The sequence below is a fragment of the Oscillospiraceae bacterium genome (genome assembly GCA_035380125.1).
In the GTDB taxonomy this organism is placed as follows: domain Bacteria; phylum Bacillota; class Clostridia; order Oscillospirales; family JAKOTC01; genus DAOPZJ01.
Genome location: DAOSWV010000001.1, coordinates 38,619 through 55,486 on the forward strand (window position 1 = coordinate 38,619; position 16,868 = coordinate 55,486).

Sequence of the window (16,868 nt, forward strand, 5' to 3'; positions counted from 1 at the left end):
CGCAAATCCATAGTATAATTACAAAACGTTCCTCATCCCTTGGAAGGATTGTTTTGTGTTTATGGCAGTTAGAAAAAAGATTTTTCGATATTTGATTATGGCGGTCGTCTTTGCCCTGATTTTTCTGACGATCCTTTTAGTGTTGAAGAAGATTCTTCCGGGTTTTGTCGAAGTGCTCGAAGAGGGCAACGGAACGACAATTGAGGGGTATGTTCGCGGATTCGGATCGGTAAAAGGCGTTTTAATCGGAATTTTACTGCAATTTATGCAGATTGTCAGCATAGTATTTCCCGGAGGTCCGATTCAGATCTCTATGGGGATTATATTCGGCACTTGGCTCGGACTCGGGGTTTGCTTTGTCGGTTATGTAGCGGCCAATTGTGCGGTGTTTTGGGCGGCGAGAGCGTTGGGTGAAAAGATCAATGACTGGATGCCGATCGAGGAAGAAGAACGTTCGACCAAGTTGAATTTTATCCGGCGTATCAAGAACCCGACGCTGATGGTGCTGATCACCTGCATGATGCCGTTTATGCCTAACGGCGTTGTGCCGTATCTGGCGGCGCGAACCGACATCAAGTTCAAAAATTTCTTTTTGGCAGTCAGCATCGGATGTGCGCCCACATTGCTGCTGCTGTGCGCTGCGGGCAACAAGATATTGAAGGGCAATTATATCGAAGCAGGCATTTACGGCGCGGTGTTGGTGGCTTGTGTCGTGCTGCTGACCGTAAAGCAGAAAGAAATTTTGGCATTGGCCGAAAAAATTCGGATTAAATTGAAAAGAGACAGCGGGTCCGGGAAGTGAAAACTAAATCCTGAAATCAAGGGGAGTAACGGGATGAGAAAAATCACTTTCATCGCTATTTTTTTGTTGTTTTTATTATGCATCGGATGTTCGGTTTCCTCGGAGTCGACACAGCCGGTGTTTTTGGATACAACGATTAAATGGCCGAAATCCGGGCTGGCAAAAAAGCTGCCCGAACCGGAGTTCGGGCAGCTTGCCGGCGTGACCGATACGCCGGATGAATTTTGCGCCGCGTTTGCGGATATCTCACAGGAGGACCTCCGTGATTATATCGAACGGGTCAAAAAGGCGGGGTTCACAGTTGATGCCGAACTCTCAGATCAGGCGTATATGGGCATTGAGATGTTTTCCTACAGTGCCGAGAATAAAGACGGGTTGGTTTTCATGTTATCGGGTACTGCGGGAACCTGCACGATTACGCTGACCAAACCTTAAAACTTTACTGTAATCGAACCGCCGGCGGGTACGAAGATCTTTTTGAAATCGACTAGCTTTCGCTTTGTCGCGTCGGCGTATTTCAAAACCGCATATTTGGTGCCGAATTTGCCGTTGTTTTTCAAAACGACGGCATTTTCGTCTTTCCAATCCTCTTTGATTTCGCCGTAGGTCAGGCCGTGGCCGAACGGGTAGAGCGGGCTGCCCTTGAAAAAGCGGTAAGTGCGGTTTTCCATGTCGTAATCGTTGAACGGCGGCAGGTCGTCGGTACTGCGGTAAAAGGTCACCGGCAGGCGACCGCAGGGGCTGTATTTTCCGAATAAAATCTCCGCAAGCGCATCGCCGCCTTCAGCACCCGGATAGAAGCATTGAACGACCGCATTGCAGGTCTCGTCGGCTCGGCTCAGATTCAGGCAACTGCCGCTGATGTTGACAAAGACCATCGGTTTGCCGACTTTGATGATCTCCTCAAATAACCGTTTTTGCACGGCGGGCAGCTCGAGATCGGGTTTGTCGCCGCAGGATTCGTTTTCCGGGGTCTCTTCACCCTCGAGCCAGGGGTTGATGCCCATGCACAAAATCACGACATCGCTGTGACGTGCGGCGATGATCGCTTCACGCAGCGGGTGTTCGAAATAGCGGCTGTGTTCCTCGTCTTTGTAGGTATGGGTGCCGCGTGCATAGATCACGTTTTCGGCGATATTTTGAATCCCCTCGAGCGGGGTGGTGTAGTGATCAGGGGTGCCGTTGTAGTTGGCGAGCAAGACGGTCAGGTCGTCGGCATTCGGGCCGATGACGGCATAGGTCTTATCGGGTGAGAGCGGCAGGATGCCGTCGTTTTTGCAAAGGACGATACTCTCTCGGGACATCTGCCGGGCCAGCGCCTTGTGCTTTTTGCAGGCGACGATGCTGTAGGGGATATCGTCATAAACGCACTTGTCGAACATGCCGAGTTTTAACCGGGCTTCAAACAGCCGCTCGACCGAGACAGTGACGGTTTCCTCGTCCAACAACCCCATCGCCACCGAGGTCTTGAGCCACTTATAGGCGTCGCCGCAGTTGAGGTCGCAGCCGTTTTTCACGGCCAGTGCCGCGCTTTCGGCTTCGTTCGCGGTGACTTTGTGGGTTTTGTTGATGTCGCAGATCGCGCCGCAGTCCGAGACGACATAGCCGTCAAACCCGAACTCGCCGCGTAAAATATCGCCCAACAGCCGCTTGCTGGCACAGCAGGGCTCGCCGAGCACGCGGTTATAAGCGCCCATGACGGCGGCGGGATGCGCGTGGTCGATGCAGTATTTGAACGCGAACAGATAGGTCTCGTATAAGTCCTTTTCCGATACAACGGCATCAAAGTGGTGTCGTTCGGATTCCGGGCCGCTGTGGACGGCGTAGTGCTTCAGCGTGGCGTCGACCTTGCGGTAGACGGGGTCGTAACCCTGCATGCCGCGCACGAACGCCGCACCCATTTTGGCGGTCAGCATCGGGTCTTCGCCGTAGGTCTCGTGGCCGCGTCCCCACCGCGGGTCACGGAAGATATTGATGTTGGGTGACCAGCAGGTCAGGCCCTGATAAACCTCGGTGTCGCCGAAGGTGCGGTATTGATTGTATTTTGCGCGAACTTCGTCGGAGATTACACCGCCGACGGTTTCCATCAGCTCGTCGTCAAAGCTCGCCGCCATGGCGATGGACTGGGGAAAGACAGTGGCGGTTCCGGTACGGGCTGCGCCGTGCAGCGCCTCGTTCCACCAGTTGTAAGCCGGAATACCGAGCCGCTCAATGGCGGGTGATTCATACTGCATCTGCGCCATTTTTTCGGCTAAGGTCATTTGGGCGACCAGTTCTTTTGCGCGTTGTTTAAAGTCCATATCAAGACCCTCCTCCGTAATATTCATCTTCCGCCCATTTCGCGGGGTTTTCTTCGATGTATTTTAAATGGATTTGATAATCTTCTTCATCCCGGATAATGTGGTCGTAAAACGATTTTTGCCATAATGAGAAACCGATTTGTTTTGAAATGCGCCGTTTAAATTGTTGAATAGTGACCGAGATATTCACTGTAGGGGCGATTCTTAATCGCCCGTTCTCTGAATCATTATTTACCGATAAAAGAATATGGATGTGATTCGGCATGATGACATATTTATCAACAAGGGTATCAGAATAATCCGGGATTTTTTTAATGGCCAATTCCACAATAGCTCCATATTTTGATAAATCGATTTGAGATGGGACATCATACGGGCGATTAAGAATCGCCCCTACATCAATCTTTCCTAATAATTCTTTTCTGTGATTCACACAAATTGTGATGAAATATGCTCCGTTGCTCCCATAATCAAAATTCGTTAACCGTATGGGTTGTCTTTGCGGAAAATCATTCATGAAGAATTCACTCCGTCCGTTTCCGTTGACAAATTTGCGGGCGATTGCGAATTGCCCTTACCGGGTTGCATTTTCGGGCGATTAAGAATCGCCCCTACATAATTAGGCGTATACAACCAATGAAAGTATAAATCTTGATTTGATAATTTTCAATATAAAAATAAATATCGTTTCCGTTCGTAGTTCGTAGGGGCGATTCTTAATCGCCCGTTGTGATATTATTTGCTTTCGGATAAAAACAGAGAATTTTTCCCGCGCCGTTTGATAAACACCATCAACAAAATAACGGCGATCAACGGATAGAGCGTCGAAAACGCCAACGCCGAGCGCAGTCCGAGCTGCTCCGATGTCAATCCAGCGCCGAGGTTTGCCAAAAACGGAATTTTAGCGGCGTTGTCGACGAGCAAACCCGATAGCCACGGGCAAAAAGACGCCCCGCCGTCACCGCCTAACGCCAGCATCGCAAACAGCCACGCACCGCCGTTCGGGTATCGTTCGGAGCCGAGCACCAGCGTGCCCGGCCAGAGCATACCGATTGCAAAACCCGTCAGGGCACATCCGGCTAAATTCAACCACGAGACCTCCGAAAGCGCGGTCAGGGGATAGCAGATCACCGCCGCCATCGCACCGTAGAGCATAAATTTGGCCAGATCAAACTTTTTCGAAAAGAGCGCATAACTCAACCGCGCCAGCCCCATCAGCAGTGCAAACATCAGCACGCCTGCATAATCACCCAGCAATTTCGGCAGTCCGGCGGCTTTCTCCATAAAGGTGGAGCTCCACTGCAGCATGGTGCATTCGGCGCCTGCGCCGAAGAACATGATAAAAAAGCAGATTAAAAAGTCGGAACCGACTGCGATCTCACGGGATGATTGCTTGGGCTGGGACTGAATATCGGGCAGCGGAACGAGCAGATACAGCAAAAACGCAGCGATCGGCAGCAGCGCCCATGCGGCCACGATCCACTGCCAGTTGCCATCGCCGAATAAAAACAGCGCCAGCGAGGTCAGCATGATCACCGAGGCCTGCCCAAACGAATAAACTGTATGTAAAAAGGCCAGATTTCCGCCTTTTGAACGACCGGGAAGCTGGTTAATCAAGGGGCTTGCCAGAATATCGTTCAATCCGCCGCCTACCGAAAAGATCACCGTCGCGGCGATAAAACCGAGATAGGGTTTATCGGTCAGCAACGGCACCGCAGCAAACAACAAAAACCCCGCCGCTGTCAAACCCGTTGACAGGGCGAGGAATGGCCGGAAGCCGAATTTGTCGGCCGCCTTAGAAAATAGCAGGTCGGTGATCAGCCGGACGATATAAATCACGCTGATCAGAGACGCCAACTGCAGATAGGTGAGCCCGAAAGCATTGCGCAGCAGCACGAAAAGCAGCGGCCAGATGTTGGCCATCGCCGCCTGCGCGACAGTGCCCAAATAGCAGGTGGTTCGCGTCAGCCCGTAATACGGCTCGTTCGCTGCCGTAATTTTCATAAGTACCTGCCCGATTGTTATTTGAAGAGTTTTGTAAACGCCTCGGCGTAGAGTTTGCCCATGAACGCCGAACCGTTTTCGTTGGGGTGCACGCCGTCCGCTGACCAGTGGAGCATGTCTTTTTCAACACAGGCCGCCGCAAAAAGGCCATCGACCGGAATGAAGACGTCGGCGAATTCGCGGGCCAGCTTGCGGGTGATTTGAATTTTGGGATCGAGGTCAATGCGGAAAAATTCCTTATCGGGAACCGGCAGCAAAAACTGTTCCAAAATCATGATTTTGGCGTTGGTTTTTGTTTTGATGTCGGTGAGAATCGAGCGGTAGTTGGCTTCGAATTGGGCATCCAGCAGCCAGTCGCGATTGGGCGCGTGGTGCCAGGTGTCGTTGACGCCGATGTGAATCGAGACCAAATCGGGCTGCAAGTCGATACAGTCGGTCTTCCAGCGGGCGACGAGGTCTTTGGTCTGGTCGCCACCGATGCCGAGATTGATGAATTCAAATTCCATGCCGGAATGCTGTTCTTTAATATATTGCGCGGCATATTTCGGATAACTGGGTCCGAGGTTGTGGTAGTCGCTGCGGTCTCTGCCCGCGTCGGTGATGCTGTCGCCCTGAAATAAGATTCTCATACAAACGATCCTCTTTTATGTTTATTTTTATTTGATAACGTTTTTAACCGTGTTTGTAGGGGCGCGCATTGCGCGTCCATCGCGCGGATTAACACGCCGTTCCGTAGGATACGGAGAGAAAAGTAGCCTTTCGCGAACACGGTCGGCCGTGTTCGCGCGGTGCGTCAAGGATGCCGCACCCTACAAAGACGATAGGAGTTTATTGAATCAACGATTTTCCGGTCATCTCTTTGGGCTGTTCAATGCCCATGATCTTTAACATCGTCGGTGCGATGTCGCCGAGAACGCCGCCGTTTTCGCGCAGTTTGCACGGATACCCTACGACGATGAACGGGACGGGATTGGTCGTATGCGCGGTAAAGGGCGAGCCGTCGGGGTAGAGCATCTGCTCGCTGTTGCCGTGGTCGGCTGTGACCAGTGCCACGCCGCCCGCTTTGACAACTGCGTTCACGACTTTGCCGACGCATTCATCGACGGTCTTCACGGCTTTGACCGCCGCCTCAAACACGCCGGTGTGTCCGACCATGTCGCAGTTGGCGAAATTGAGGATGATCGCGTCGTATTTGCCGCTCTCGATGCGTTCAACCACATCGTCGGTGACGGTATAGGCGCTCATTTCGGGCTGCAAATCGTAAGTCGCCACATTCGGGCTGTCGATCAGCTTGCGGTCTTCGCCGTCGAACACGGTCTCGGTGCCGGCGTTAAAGAAGAACGTGACATGCGCGTATTTGGTGTATTCGGCAATGCGCAGCTGCTTCATGCCGTGGTTCGCCACGATCTCGCCGAAAGTGTTGTCCATCGACTGGGGTTTAAAAGCGACTTCGACGTTGGGCATGGTCGCGTCGTATTGGGTAAAGCAAACATAAAACGGCTTGATGAAGTCCTTGCGCTGCCAGCCGTCGAACGCCGGATCGACGAACGCGCGGGTGATCTCACGGGCGCGGTCGGGGCGGAAGTTAAAGAAGATAAAGCTGTCTTCGGCTTTGACCGGGCAGCCGCCGTTGACGACCGTCGGCACGATGAATTCGTCGGTGACCTCTTTGGCGTAGCTGTCTTTCATCGACTGAACGGCGTCCTTCACCTGAAGCCCGTCGGCATAGACCATCGCGTTATAGGCCTTTTCGACGCGGTCCCACTTCTTTTCGCGATCCATCGCGTAATAACGTCCGATAATCGTGGCGATTTTTCCGACGCCGATTTCGCGCATTTTGGCTTCCAGTTCGGCGATAAAATCCGCGCCCGAGGTCGGGGAGACGTCGCGCCCGTCCATAAAGCAGTGCACGGCGACCTTGTTGAGGCCGTTTTGCTTGGCGAGTTCGAGCAGGCCGTAGAGGTGGGTGTTATGGCTGTGGACGCCGCCGTCCGAGACAAGTCCCGCCAGATGCAGCGTCGAGCCGTTCTTTTTGCAGTTATTCACCGCGTCGAGCAGCACGGGATTTTTAAAAAAGTCGCCGTCGTCGATTTCCTTGGAAATCCGGGTCAACTCCTGATAGACAATCCGGCCCGCGCCGATATTGGTGTGGCCGACTTCGCTGTTGCCCATCTGCCCGTCTGGCAGTCCGACCGAGAGGCCGGATGCGCCGATATAGGTATAGGGATTGCTCGCCATCAGCTTGTCGAGATTCGGCGTGTTGCCCAGAATCGCGTTGCCGTAAGCGCTGTCGGATTTGCCGAAGCCGTCCATGATGATTAAGGTAATAGGTCTTTTCATTGTGATTGTTTTCCTTTCGATACCCGCTTCAAGCTCTGTAGGGAAAGGTCTTGACCTTTCCGAGCGGGCCGTTGGCCCGCAAAAAGCGTTCGTGTCGATGCGGTTTCATGATAATACTGCGTTAAAGACGCACGGCGTGATTGTGTGGGTGTTTCCTCAGAGCATCCCGCCCTGCATTAATCGGAGAATTTTCGCTAACGAACAAAGTTCGTTAGCTCGGAAAGGTCAAGACCTTTCCCTACAGGAACGGCGAGATGATAACACACCCGCGTTATTTTATATAGGCATTACAGCAAAACAGGGCAAACAAACCGTTTGCCCCGAATTTGTTGATTTACTTGGTGGCTTCGACGATGACCGCGAAGTCCGCCGGTTTCAATGCCGCGCCGCCGATCAGACCGCCGTCGACATCAGGCTGGGAAAGCAGTCCCGCCGCGTTTTTGGCGTTCATCGAGCCGCCGTACTGAACCGTCATCGCGTCGCCGTACTGTTTGCCGTACAGCGCCGAAACCGTTTCGCGGATCACGCCGCAGACCTCGTTGGCCTGTTCGTCGGTGGCGGTTTTGCCGGTGCCGATGGCCCAGACGGGTTCATAGGCGATGATGATTTTCGCAAGTTCATCCGCCGAGACGCCGCAGAGTGCGATTTTAGTCTGCATTGCGACAAACTCGTTGGTAACGCCCTGTTCGCGCTGTTCGAGCACTTCGCCCACACAGACGATCACGTTGAGTCCCGCGTCCAAAGCCGCTCTTGTACGCTTATTGACGGTCACGTCGGTCTCGCCGAAATAGGTTCTGCGCTCCGAGTGGCCGATGATGACGTATTCGACGCCCATCTCTTTGAGCATGTCCGCCGAGATTTCGCCGGTGAAAGCGCCGCTTTTTTCAAAGTGGCAGTTTTGTGCGCCGACTTTGATTGATGTACCCTTGACCGCATCCAACGCGGGAGCGAGGTCGACAAACGGCACGCACAGCACCACGCCGCACGCCGCGTCCTTTACGAGCGGGACGATTTCCTTTGCCAATGCCGCCGCTTCCGACGGGGTTTTATTCATTTTCCAGTTGCCGGCGATAACCGGTTTGCGCAATTTTTTATTCATAATTCATTATTCCTTTGTTTTTATTCGGTGTAGGGGCGAACTGTGTTCGCCCGGTGGCATGATGCCGCATTCAAACGCGTCCTGAAGTTTGCATTTCATAAACCTCATAGCGCGCGCTTCCATCCTCGGTGATGGATGATAATAAATATCCGATTCTTCCTTTTTCGGGCGAATACGATTCGCCCCTACATTTTGAAATTTTACTTGTCCATCAAGCACGCGATGCCCGGCAGTTCCAGACCCTCGATGAATTCGAGCGAAGCGCCGCCGCCGGTGGAGATGTGGGTCATCTTGTCGGCATAGCCCATTTTTTCAACCGCTGCTGCGGAATCGCCGCCGCCGATGATCGTGACAGCGCCGGATTCGGCGACCGCCTTGGCAACCGCGCGGGTACCCGGGGCAAAGTTGGCCCATTCGGAAACACCCATCGGGCCGTTCCAAATAATCGTGCCGGAGCCGATCAGCGATTTGGAGAACAACTCCTGCGTCTTTTCGCCAATGTCAAGACCCATCCATCCGTCGGGAATCGAGTCGGAGTAGATGCGCATAAATACGGTATCTTCTTTATATTCTCTGCCGATGACGTTGTCGACCGGCAGCAGCAGGGATACGCCTTTTTCACGGGCTTTTTCCACGATTTCTTTGGCCAGGTCAAGCTTGTCGTTTTCACAGATGGAGGTACCGACTTCACAGCCAAAGGCTTTGAAGAAGGTATAAGCCATGCCGCCGCCGATGACCAGTGTGTCAACCTTTTCGAGCAGGGCGTTGATGACGCCGATCTTGTCACTGACTTTTGCGCCGCCCAAGATCGCCACGAACGGGCGTTTCGGGTCTTCGAGCGCGCCGCCCATGATCGAGATTTCTTTCTGGATCAGATAACCGCAGACAGCCGGCAGAAAAGCCGCAACACCCGCTGTGGAGCTGTGGGCGCGGTGAGCGGTTCCGAACGCGTCATTGACAAAGATGTCGGCCATCGAAGCCAGTTCTTTTGAAAACGCCGGGTCGTTTTTCTCTTCTTCTGCATGGTAACGGACGTTTTCGAGCAGCATTACGTCGCCGTCTTTGAGTGCGGCGGCTTTTGCCTTTGCGTCGGGACCGATGACGTCTTTGGCGAATGCGACCGGCTTGCCGAGCAGTTCGGTCAGGCGCGCAGCGACCGGCGCCAATGTATATTTGGGATTGAATTCGCCCTTGGGTCTGCCCAGATGCGAGCAGAGAATGACCTTTGCCCCTTTGGAGATCAGGTATTTGATGGTGGGCAGCGCTTCGACGATGCGTTTGTCGTCGGTGATGACGCCGTCCTTGAGCGGGACGTTAAAGTCGCAGCGGGCAAGCACGCGCTTTCCGGATACGTCGATATCTTCGACGGTTTTCTTGTTCAGATTCTGCATAAAAACAATCCTTTCACATCGTATTCTAAAAGGTGATGGCGCTCAAAGAGCGGCTTTCGCCCTTTTGCGATCGGTTTCCGGCCGGATAAATCACAATGCTCCGACCATTCAATATTATACACATTTTGGCGCATAAATCAACAGCGGATTTCCTCTCAGACCAATTTTCGGAGGGTTTCACATAATGATTGCAAAACCTTATTGAAGTTTTATTAAAATTGTGCTAAACTCGAATTATAAATTTGCGCGGAGAACGGATTTCTGAACAACAGATAAAAACCTGAAAAACATCTGTTTCTCCGGGAAAGGGCGTATTGATATGGGTTTAATTAAAGCGGCGTTAGCGGCGGGCGGAAGCGTATTGGCCGATCAGTGGCGCGAATATTTTTACTGTGATTCTTTGACGGTCGATGTGCTTGTCGCCAAGGGCGTCAAGCGTACCGGCAAAAAAACTTCCAACACCAAGGGTACCGATGATATCATTAGCAACGGTTCGATCATCGCGGTCAACGAGGGCCAGTGCATGATGATCGTGCAGCAGGGCGCCATCGTCGAATTCTGCGCAGAAGCGGGCGAGTTTGTGTGGGATAATTCCACCGAGCCGACCATCTTCTACGGCGGTTTCGGCAAGGGTATCGGCGACTCGTTCAAACGGTTTGGGCGCAGATTCACCTTCGGCGGCGACGCGGCCAACGATCAACGCGTCTATTTCTTTAACGCAAAAGAGATTGTCGGCAATAAATACGGCACACCGGCGCCGGTTCCGTTCCGCGTAGTCGATAAAAACATCGGCCTTGACGTCGACATCGCCATCCGCTGCAACGGCGAATTCTCCTATAAAATCACCGACCCGATCGTTTTCTATAAAAACGTCTGTGGCAATGTCGCATCCACTTATGCGAGAAGCACCATCGACAGCCAGCTGCGCACCGAATTGATGACGGCGCTGCAGCCCGCTTTCGCGAAAATCTCCGATATGGGCATCCGCTACAGTTCCTTGCCGCATCATACCGTCGAACTCGCCGACGCACTCAACGACGTGCTGACCGAAAAATGGAGCGCTGCCAGAGGCATCTCGGTCGCTTCCTTCGGCATCAACACCGTTAAGGCCTCCGACGAAGACGAAAAGATGATCAAAGAGCTGCAGAAAGCGGCCGTCTTCCGCGACCCGACCATGGCGGCAGCGCAGATCGTCGGTGCACAGGCACAGGCGATGCAGGATGCGGCCAAGAACGAGGGTTCCGGCGGCGCGTTTATGGCGTTCGCGGGCATGAATATGGCTCAGAATGCAGGTGGCGTCAATGCACAGAGCTTATACGGCATGGGTCAGCAAGCCCAAAAACCGGCTGCCGACACCTGGGATTGCGGCTGCGGCGCAAAAGGCAACACGGGTAATTTCTGTGCCGAGTGCGGCAAACCGCGCATGGACAGCTGGACTTGTTCATGCGGCGCGACCGGCAATAAAGGTAAGTTCTGCGCCAACTGCGGAAAACCCAAGCCCGCCGGCGTACCGCTGTATAAATGCGATAAATGCGGATGGGAGCCCGAGGATCCGACCAAACCGCCCAAGTTCTGCCCTGAGTGCGGCGATCCCTTCGGCGATGAGGATATCAAAAAATGAGCGATATTGACGACGTCAATCTCCAAAAAACCCTCGAAGAGACCGACGAAAAGTGCCCGCAGTGCGCCGCGACCATCAGTTATGATCCGGCTGCGGGTCTGCTGAAGTGTCCCTACTGCGGTTTTACCAAACAGGTCGTCATCGACGGAAAAGCCGATGATAAAGCCGAGGAGCTGGTTTTTGCCGACGCGCGCAATGCCGAGACGAATTTTCAGTGGGGTGCGGCCAAAAAAACCGTCATCTGCGAAAACTGCGGCGGTGAGTCGGTGTATGATGCACTGATGGTGTCGGACGTCTGTCCTTACTGTGGCTCCAATCAGGTCACCGAGGCCAAAGCGGGTAATTCGATCCCGCCAAACGGCGTGATTCCGTTCTGCATCGCCAAGGAAGACGCCACACAGCGGTTTCAATCCTGGCTGAAAAAGCGTTGGTATGCCCCGTCCAAGGCGAAAAAAACCGCCAAAGAGGGTAAACTGACCGGTCTGTTTTTGCCGTACTGGACCTTTGACGCCAAGACCTATACCGATTATACCGCGCAGGCTGGATATACCCGCACGGTTACAACCGGAAAAACCACGCACACGGTCACGACTTGGAAACGCGTTTCCGGCTTTTACTTCAAGCAGGTCGACGATTTTCTTGTCAGCGCTTCGACGCATCATGACGCGGCACTGATGAAAAAAATCGAGCCGTTCGACACCAATAACGCCAAGAGATATGATCCGGAATTTCTGGCCGGATTTATCTCCGAGCGGTATTCGGTAGGTCTGCGGCAGGGTTGGGAAAACGCCAAGGTCGGAATTGATAATGTGTTGAAAAACGAAATCACGGCTAAAATCAAGCGCGAAAAACACGCGGACAAAGTGGCTTCACTGAAAACGACCACGACTTACGACGGCATTACATACAAACACCTGATGCTGCCGATGTGGGTTTCCAATTTCGCCTACAAGGGTAAGGTCTACAACTTCTATGTCAACGGCCAAACCGGCAAAGTCGGCGGCAGATACCCGATTTCGGCTTTCCGCGTAATGTTGACCATCGTCATCGTTCTCGCAATTGTCCTGCTGATCTACTGGCTGTATCAAAACGGCGGCGGCGGCAGCGGCGTGTATTACAATTGATTGAATCATCTTGAAATGTAGGGCGAACTGTGTTCGCTCGAAACAAGGATTATTACAAAGACAAAAAACGGGCGCGGTTCATCCGCGCCCGTTTTGTCATCCTGAGCGGAGCCCGACTACAATTTTGATTCCTATTTATGAATCGAAAATCCGGGCGTAGTCGAAGGATCTCGCTATCATACGACTTTCGGCAACCTTGCCCGAAGGTTTTCGTCAGTCCGAGATTCCTCGGCTTGCGTTCGGAATGACATTGCGGCGGAAGAATATTCCTTTCGCCGTTTTTTCGTTGTCATCCTGAGCGGAGCGCGACTACAATTTTGATTCCTATTTATGAATCGAAAATCCGAGCGTAGTCGAAGGATCTCGCTATCATACGACTTTCGGCAACCTTGCCCGAAGGTTTTCGTCAGTCCGAGATTCCTCGGCTTGCGTTCGGAATGACATTGCGGCGGAAGGATATTCCTTTCGTCGGTTTTTGCTTTTTTGAATACACGCGCGGATTCGGAAAACACTATGTTGACGCAATATCGTCAAAGTTTCCTTTAGGAGTGTAATTTATTTCATGAATCCTTTTGAATTGAAACCCAAAGCCGTCGAAGACGGCATTATGGACTGGGCGACCCTGTATCCCACGCCCTATTGCAAGATGACCGTTGATCCGTATACCAAACTCCGTGTGATTTTGATGAACGGCATCGAGGTGGAGGCGGTGATGTTCAAGCACCAGTTTCACCGTCACAGCCAGAATGAAGATATCCGTAGGGAAGTGGCGCTTAGCCGCCGTGTCGAACAGCAGCAGCAAAAGATCATCAACTGGCTGAAGCCGATCGACGAGACCCAACTCGAGACGACCATCGGCTATGAACACGTCGCGGTCGACCTGACCGCGTGGCTGGCGCAAAACGAACCCGACACCTATGTCAAGCAGGCGCTTGACTACGCGCTGCTTGAAGATTTCGATCACCTCTACCGCTATTCGAATCTGCTAGATCTGGACACCCAGATTCCGGCGCAGAACCTTGTCAAGAGTTATGTCGACATCACACCGGGGCGCCCGACCATTGCTGAACACCGCCACCCGTTCGACTCGGTCAAATACAGCGTTGATTTTAAAAAGGCCGACGTGCGCACGATGCTGAACACCCTGATTATCACGGCGGGCGAGCAGCAGACGATGAACTTTTATATGAACATCGGCAACACCTATCTCAACGATATGGGGCGCAAGCTCTATCAGGAGATCGCGATGATCGAGGAACAGCACGTCACGCATTACGGCTCGCTGCTCGACCCCAAATGCACTTGGTTGGAGAGCATGCTGCTGCACGAATACGTCGAATGCTACCTGTATTATTCATTCTCGCAGGATGAGACCGATACTTCGATCAAGGCACTTTGGAACATGTTCTTCGAACAGGAGGTCGCCCATCTGCACCGAGCTGTCGAACTGCTGCAAAAATACGAGGGCAAAGAATGGCAGCAGGTCATCCCGACCGGAGAATTCCCGACGCTGCTCCACTTCCACGACACCAAGGATTATGTCCGTCAGATTCTGGGCAGCCAGATCATGCTGACTCCGAAAAAAGAGGAGTACGTCAATATCAACACACTGCCGGTCAATTACGATTATTTCTGGTATCAGGATCGCGTGAATCACGATACCTGCAATGTGGCCAGCCACAAGGTCGTCGCCGACCACCAACAGCAGTATCAGGTCGACTACCGCGCTGAGAGCAAACCCAATCCGGTACCGGAACTCACCGACCGCCAGACCGACAACACCGACATCGCCCGCAAACAGACCGCGGGAGTGAGCGGTTCATAAACGAAACAAGGAGAAAACCATGGGAATCGCAACAAATGTCATTGATAAATATCAAACTTGCATCGACGCCTGCACCAAATGCGCGCAGGCCTGTACCGAGTGCAAGGTCGCCTGCTTAAAAGAACCCGATGTCAAAAACCGAATCAAATGCATCGGCATCCTTTCGGAATGCGCCTGCCTGTGCAAAGAGGCGTCGTCGTTTATGGCGATGGACGCCAAATACGCAAAAGAGGTATGCAAACTCTGCGCCAGTGTCTGCACCGATTGCGCCAATGAGTGCGGCATGTTCAAAGAGGACCACTGCGTCAAATGCGCCGGCGAATGTAGAACCTGCGCGGATGAGTGTACCGCCATGTCACAGTGATAAAACTATTTCGTCATTGCGAGCGAAGCGCGGCAATCCAGATATGAGGTTTACGGGGATGCAGTGGTTATCTGGATGCTTAATTTCTGGATTGCTTCGTCATGCGCGGGGCACTGCCCCACGCTTTCCTCGCAAAGACGAAAAATACGGCGGGGCAACACCCCGCCGTTTTTATATTCTCGAATTGTCATCCTGAGCGTAGCACGTAAGTGCGAAGTGACAAATAAAACAGCGGGGCAACACCCCGCCGTTTTTATATTCTCGAATTGTCACCCTGAGTGTAGCACGTAAGTGCGAAGTCGAAGGATCTCGTTACCACGAGGTTTACGGTAATCCTCATCCGAAAGACTTTATCAATCCGAGATTCTTCACTGCGTTCAGAATGACAGTTATTTCTCGACCCGAACAATGTTGGGATCGGTAAAAATGTCGTATTCGTCGTAACTCGTGGTCGAGAATTCCGAGATCACCGCGCCCGTGTTCGAGGCGAACCAGTGCTTGGTGTTGGGATAGATCGTGTATTGCTGACCCGGGAGCAGCCGAACTTCATGCCGGACGGCCAGATACGCCTTGTATTTTTCGGGCGGCGCAAATTTCGGAGAAGGCGTCGGATCGCCCTCCACGTATAAAAACACCTCACCGTAGCGGCAGCGGAAGGTCTCTTCCTTGCCGTCGTATTTGATGTCGGCCATCGGCGCGTGGCGGTGTTCGGGGCAGATTTGACCCGGTAAAAGCACCATTTCTTTGGCGCAGCACTTTTTGGTGTTGACGTAGGTGATGATCTCAAGCCCGATCGTGCGGATGTCGTTCAGGCCGAAGTCAGCGACTTCAAGCCTCTCTTTTTCCGCGTCCGTCAGCGTAATGTGCGCCGCCGCGTAAAAATTCAGCGCTTCTTTTCGGATCTGTTCGCGTATATTTTTATCCATTGCGTTTTCTCTCCTCGATGAATTTTTCGGTTTCGGCAGCGGTTTTGATGCCGGCGGTTGCGCCGACCGCGGTCACGCTGCATGCACCCACGCCGTTGGCGAATTCAATGCGTTTGCGAAGTTCCCAATCGTTTGCCAGCCCGTATAAATAGCCCGCGCAGAACGCGTCGCCCGCGCCGGTCGTGTCGGCGGGGTTGTCGATCAAAAACGGCGGCATGATAAAGGGTGTTTCGCCGATAAAGTCGACGTAAGCGCCTTTCGAGCCCATCTTGAGAATAATATTCCCACTTCCGAGGTTTCTAAGCGCCGCAACCACTTTTTCGGGTTCGCGCTCGCCGACGATCATTGCGGCCTCGTCGATGCTGGGCATGAATAAATCGAGGTGGGGCAGGGTGGGCTGCACCAGATGATCCCAGTATCCGCGCGGGTCCCATGCGGTGTCCATTACGGTGAATTTTCCGGCCGCTTTAGCCGCTTTCATATAGTCGGCGCAGGGCTGTCCGTCGAGTGAAAAGTTCAGGCCGCAGCCCGCGACGAAGACAATGTCGCATTTCGCGGTCAGTTCGGGGGAGATTTCCTCGGCCTTAAAATCGGCAGCGGAGCCGGGGCTGTATAAAAAGCTGCGTTCGCCCGACGAGGCGATAATGACGATGGAAGTGGTGGTCGCCACCGATCCGGTGACCACGCCGGAAATGTCCGCGCCGGGTGCGGCGAGTTCTTTTTTGACCATGTCGCCGAACGCATCCGCGCCGACCTTGCAGGCGGCATACGGCTTTGCGCCGAGTTTTGCCAGCGAGATGGCGCAGTTGGTGGCACACCCACCGGTGTGGACTTCGACGCCGCCTTTGGCGACAACAAGCGTACCGAGCGGCGGAAGTTCGTCGACCGGCTTTAAAATGACGTCGGCAGTGACGCTGCCGATGCAGAGGATTTTTTTCATGCGGTTACCGTCTTTCCTTAATCAGAAGTCAGAGATCAGAAGTCAGAAGTCGGAGAACAAAGGGCAGAGTAGGGGCGGATATGATCCGCCCGTCAGGATCACGAAGATAAAGAAAAAATTATAAGATGAAAG

General features: G+C 53.0%; 15 protein-coding genes. 6 read left to right on the top strand and 9 right to left on the bottom strand.

The window, feature by feature from the left end; genetic code table 11:
• Positions 1 to 61: 61 nt before the first annotated feature.
• Both PK629_00160 and PK629_00165 read left to right on the top strand, forming a co-directional pair.
• Complete coding sequence (locus PK629_00160; GenBank protein ID HOP09886.1) at positions 62 to 802, top strand: VTT domain-containing protein; 741 nt, start codon at positions 62 to 64, stop codon at positions 800 to 802.
• Between the two features lie 33 nt (positions 803 to 835).
• Complete coding sequence (locus PK629_00165) at positions 836 to 1,237, top strand: hypothetical protein (GenBank protein ID HOP09887.1); 402 nt, start codon at positions 836 to 838, stop codon at positions 1,235 to 1,237.
• Here the strand turns inward: PK629_00165 and PK629_00170 are convergent.
• From PK629_00170 to pgk, 7 genes are all read right to left on the bottom strand, one after another.
• The gene (locus PK629_00170; protein HOP09888.1) at positions 1,234 to 3,102 is read right to left on the bottom strand and encodes a glycoside hydrolase family 3 C-terminal domain-containing protein; all 1,869 of its coding nucleotides are present in this window, start codon (positions 3,100 to 3,102) and stop codon (positions 1,234 to 1,236) included. The genes PK629_00165 and PK629_00170 overlap by 4 nt on opposite strands.
• A 1-nt stretch (position 3,103) precedes the next feature.
• A complete protein-coding gene (locus PK629_00175) occupies positions 3,104 to 3,619 on the bottom strand; it encodes a transposase (protein HOP09889.1) in 516 nt (171 codons plus the stop codon).
• Between the two features lie 218 nt (positions 3,620 to 3,837).
• Positions 3,838 to 5,106: an MFS transporter gene (locus tag PK629_00180; GenBank protein HOP09890.1), complete on the bottom strand. Its 1,269-nt coding sequence runs from the start codon at positions 5,104 to 5,106 to the stop codon at positions 3,838 to 3,840.
• Between the two features lie 17 nt (positions 5,107 to 5,123).
• Positions 5,124 to 5,735 (bottom strand): SGNH/GDSL hydrolase family protein, encoded by a 612-nt coding sequence (locus PK629_00185; protein ID HOP09891.1) that lies wholly within the window; start codon positions 5,733 to 5,735, stop codon positions 5,124 to 5,126.
• A gap of 199 nt (positions 5,736 to 5,934) precedes the next feature.
• Entirely contained in the window at positions 5,935 to 7,446 is a 1,512-nt protein-coding gene (gene gpmI, locus PK629_00190; protein ID HOP09892.1) for a 2,3-bisphosphoglycerate-independent phosphoglycerate mutase, read from the bottom strand.
• 334 nt (positions 7,447 to 7,780) lie between these two features.
• Complete coding sequence (gene tpiA, locus PK629_00195; GenBank protein ID HOP09893.1) at positions 7,781 to 8,545, bottom strand: triose-phosphate isomerase; 765 nt, start codon at positions 8,543 to 8,545, stop codon at positions 7,781 to 7,783.
• A gap of 200 nt (positions 8,546 to 8,745) precedes the next feature.
• On the bottom strand, positions 8,746 to 9,936 hold the full coding sequence (gene pgk, locus PK629_00200; GenBank protein ID HOP09894.1) for a phosphoglycerate kinase: 1,191 nt from the start codon (positions 9,934 to 9,936) through the stop codon (positions 8,746 to 8,748).
• A 319-nt stretch (positions 9,937 to 10,255) separates the two neighbouring features.
• On the opposite strand from pgk, the gene PK629_00205 reads away from it, so the two are divergent.
• The 4 genes from PK629_00205 (at position 10,256) to PK629_00220 (ending at position 14,870) form a co-directional block, all read left to right on the top strand.
• Entirely contained in the window at positions 10,256 to 11,557 is a 1,302-nt protein-coding gene (locus PK629_00205; protein HOP09895.1) for an SPFH domain-containing protein, read from the top strand.
• Positions 11,554 to 12,681: a hypothetical protein gene (locus PK629_00210; protein HOP09896.1), complete on the top strand. Its 1,128-nt coding sequence runs from the start codon at positions 11,554 to 11,556 to the stop codon at positions 12,679 to 12,681. The genes PK629_00205 and PK629_00210 overlap by 4 nt, the downstream gene beginning before the upstream one ends.
• A gap of 562 nt (positions 12,682 to 13,243) precedes the next feature.
• A complete protein-coding gene (locus tag PK629_00215; protein ID HOP09897.1) occupies positions 13,244 to 14,506 on the top strand; it encodes a hypothetical protein in 1,263 nt (420 codons plus the stop codon).
• Between the two features lie 19 nt (positions 14,507 to 14,525).
• Positions 14,526 to 14,870, top strand: coding sequence for a four-helix bundle copper-binding protein (locus PK629_00220; protein HOP09898.1), 345 nt, complete (start codon positions 14,526 to 14,528; stop codon positions 14,868 to 14,870).
• 389 nt (positions 14,871 to 15,259) lie between these two features.
• Here PK629_00220 and PK629_00225 read toward each other — a convergent pair whose 3' ends face one another.
• Both PK629_00225 and PK629_00230 read right to left on the bottom strand, forming a co-directional pair.
• Positions 15,260 to 15,796 (bottom strand): D-lyxose/D-mannose family sugar isomerase, encoded by a 537-nt coding sequence (locus PK629_00225; protein HOP09899.1) that lies wholly within the window; start codon positions 15,794 to 15,796, stop codon positions 15,260 to 15,262.
• The gene (locus PK629_00230) at positions 15,789 to 16,736 is read right to left on the bottom strand and encodes a carbohydrate kinase family protein (GenBank protein HOP09900.1); all 948 of its coding nucleotides are present in this window, start codon (positions 16,734 to 16,736) and stop codon (positions 15,789 to 15,791) included. The genes PK629_00225 and PK629_00230 overlap by 8 nt, the downstream gene beginning before the upstream one ends.
• Positions 16,737 to 16,868: the final 132 nt, after the last annotated feature.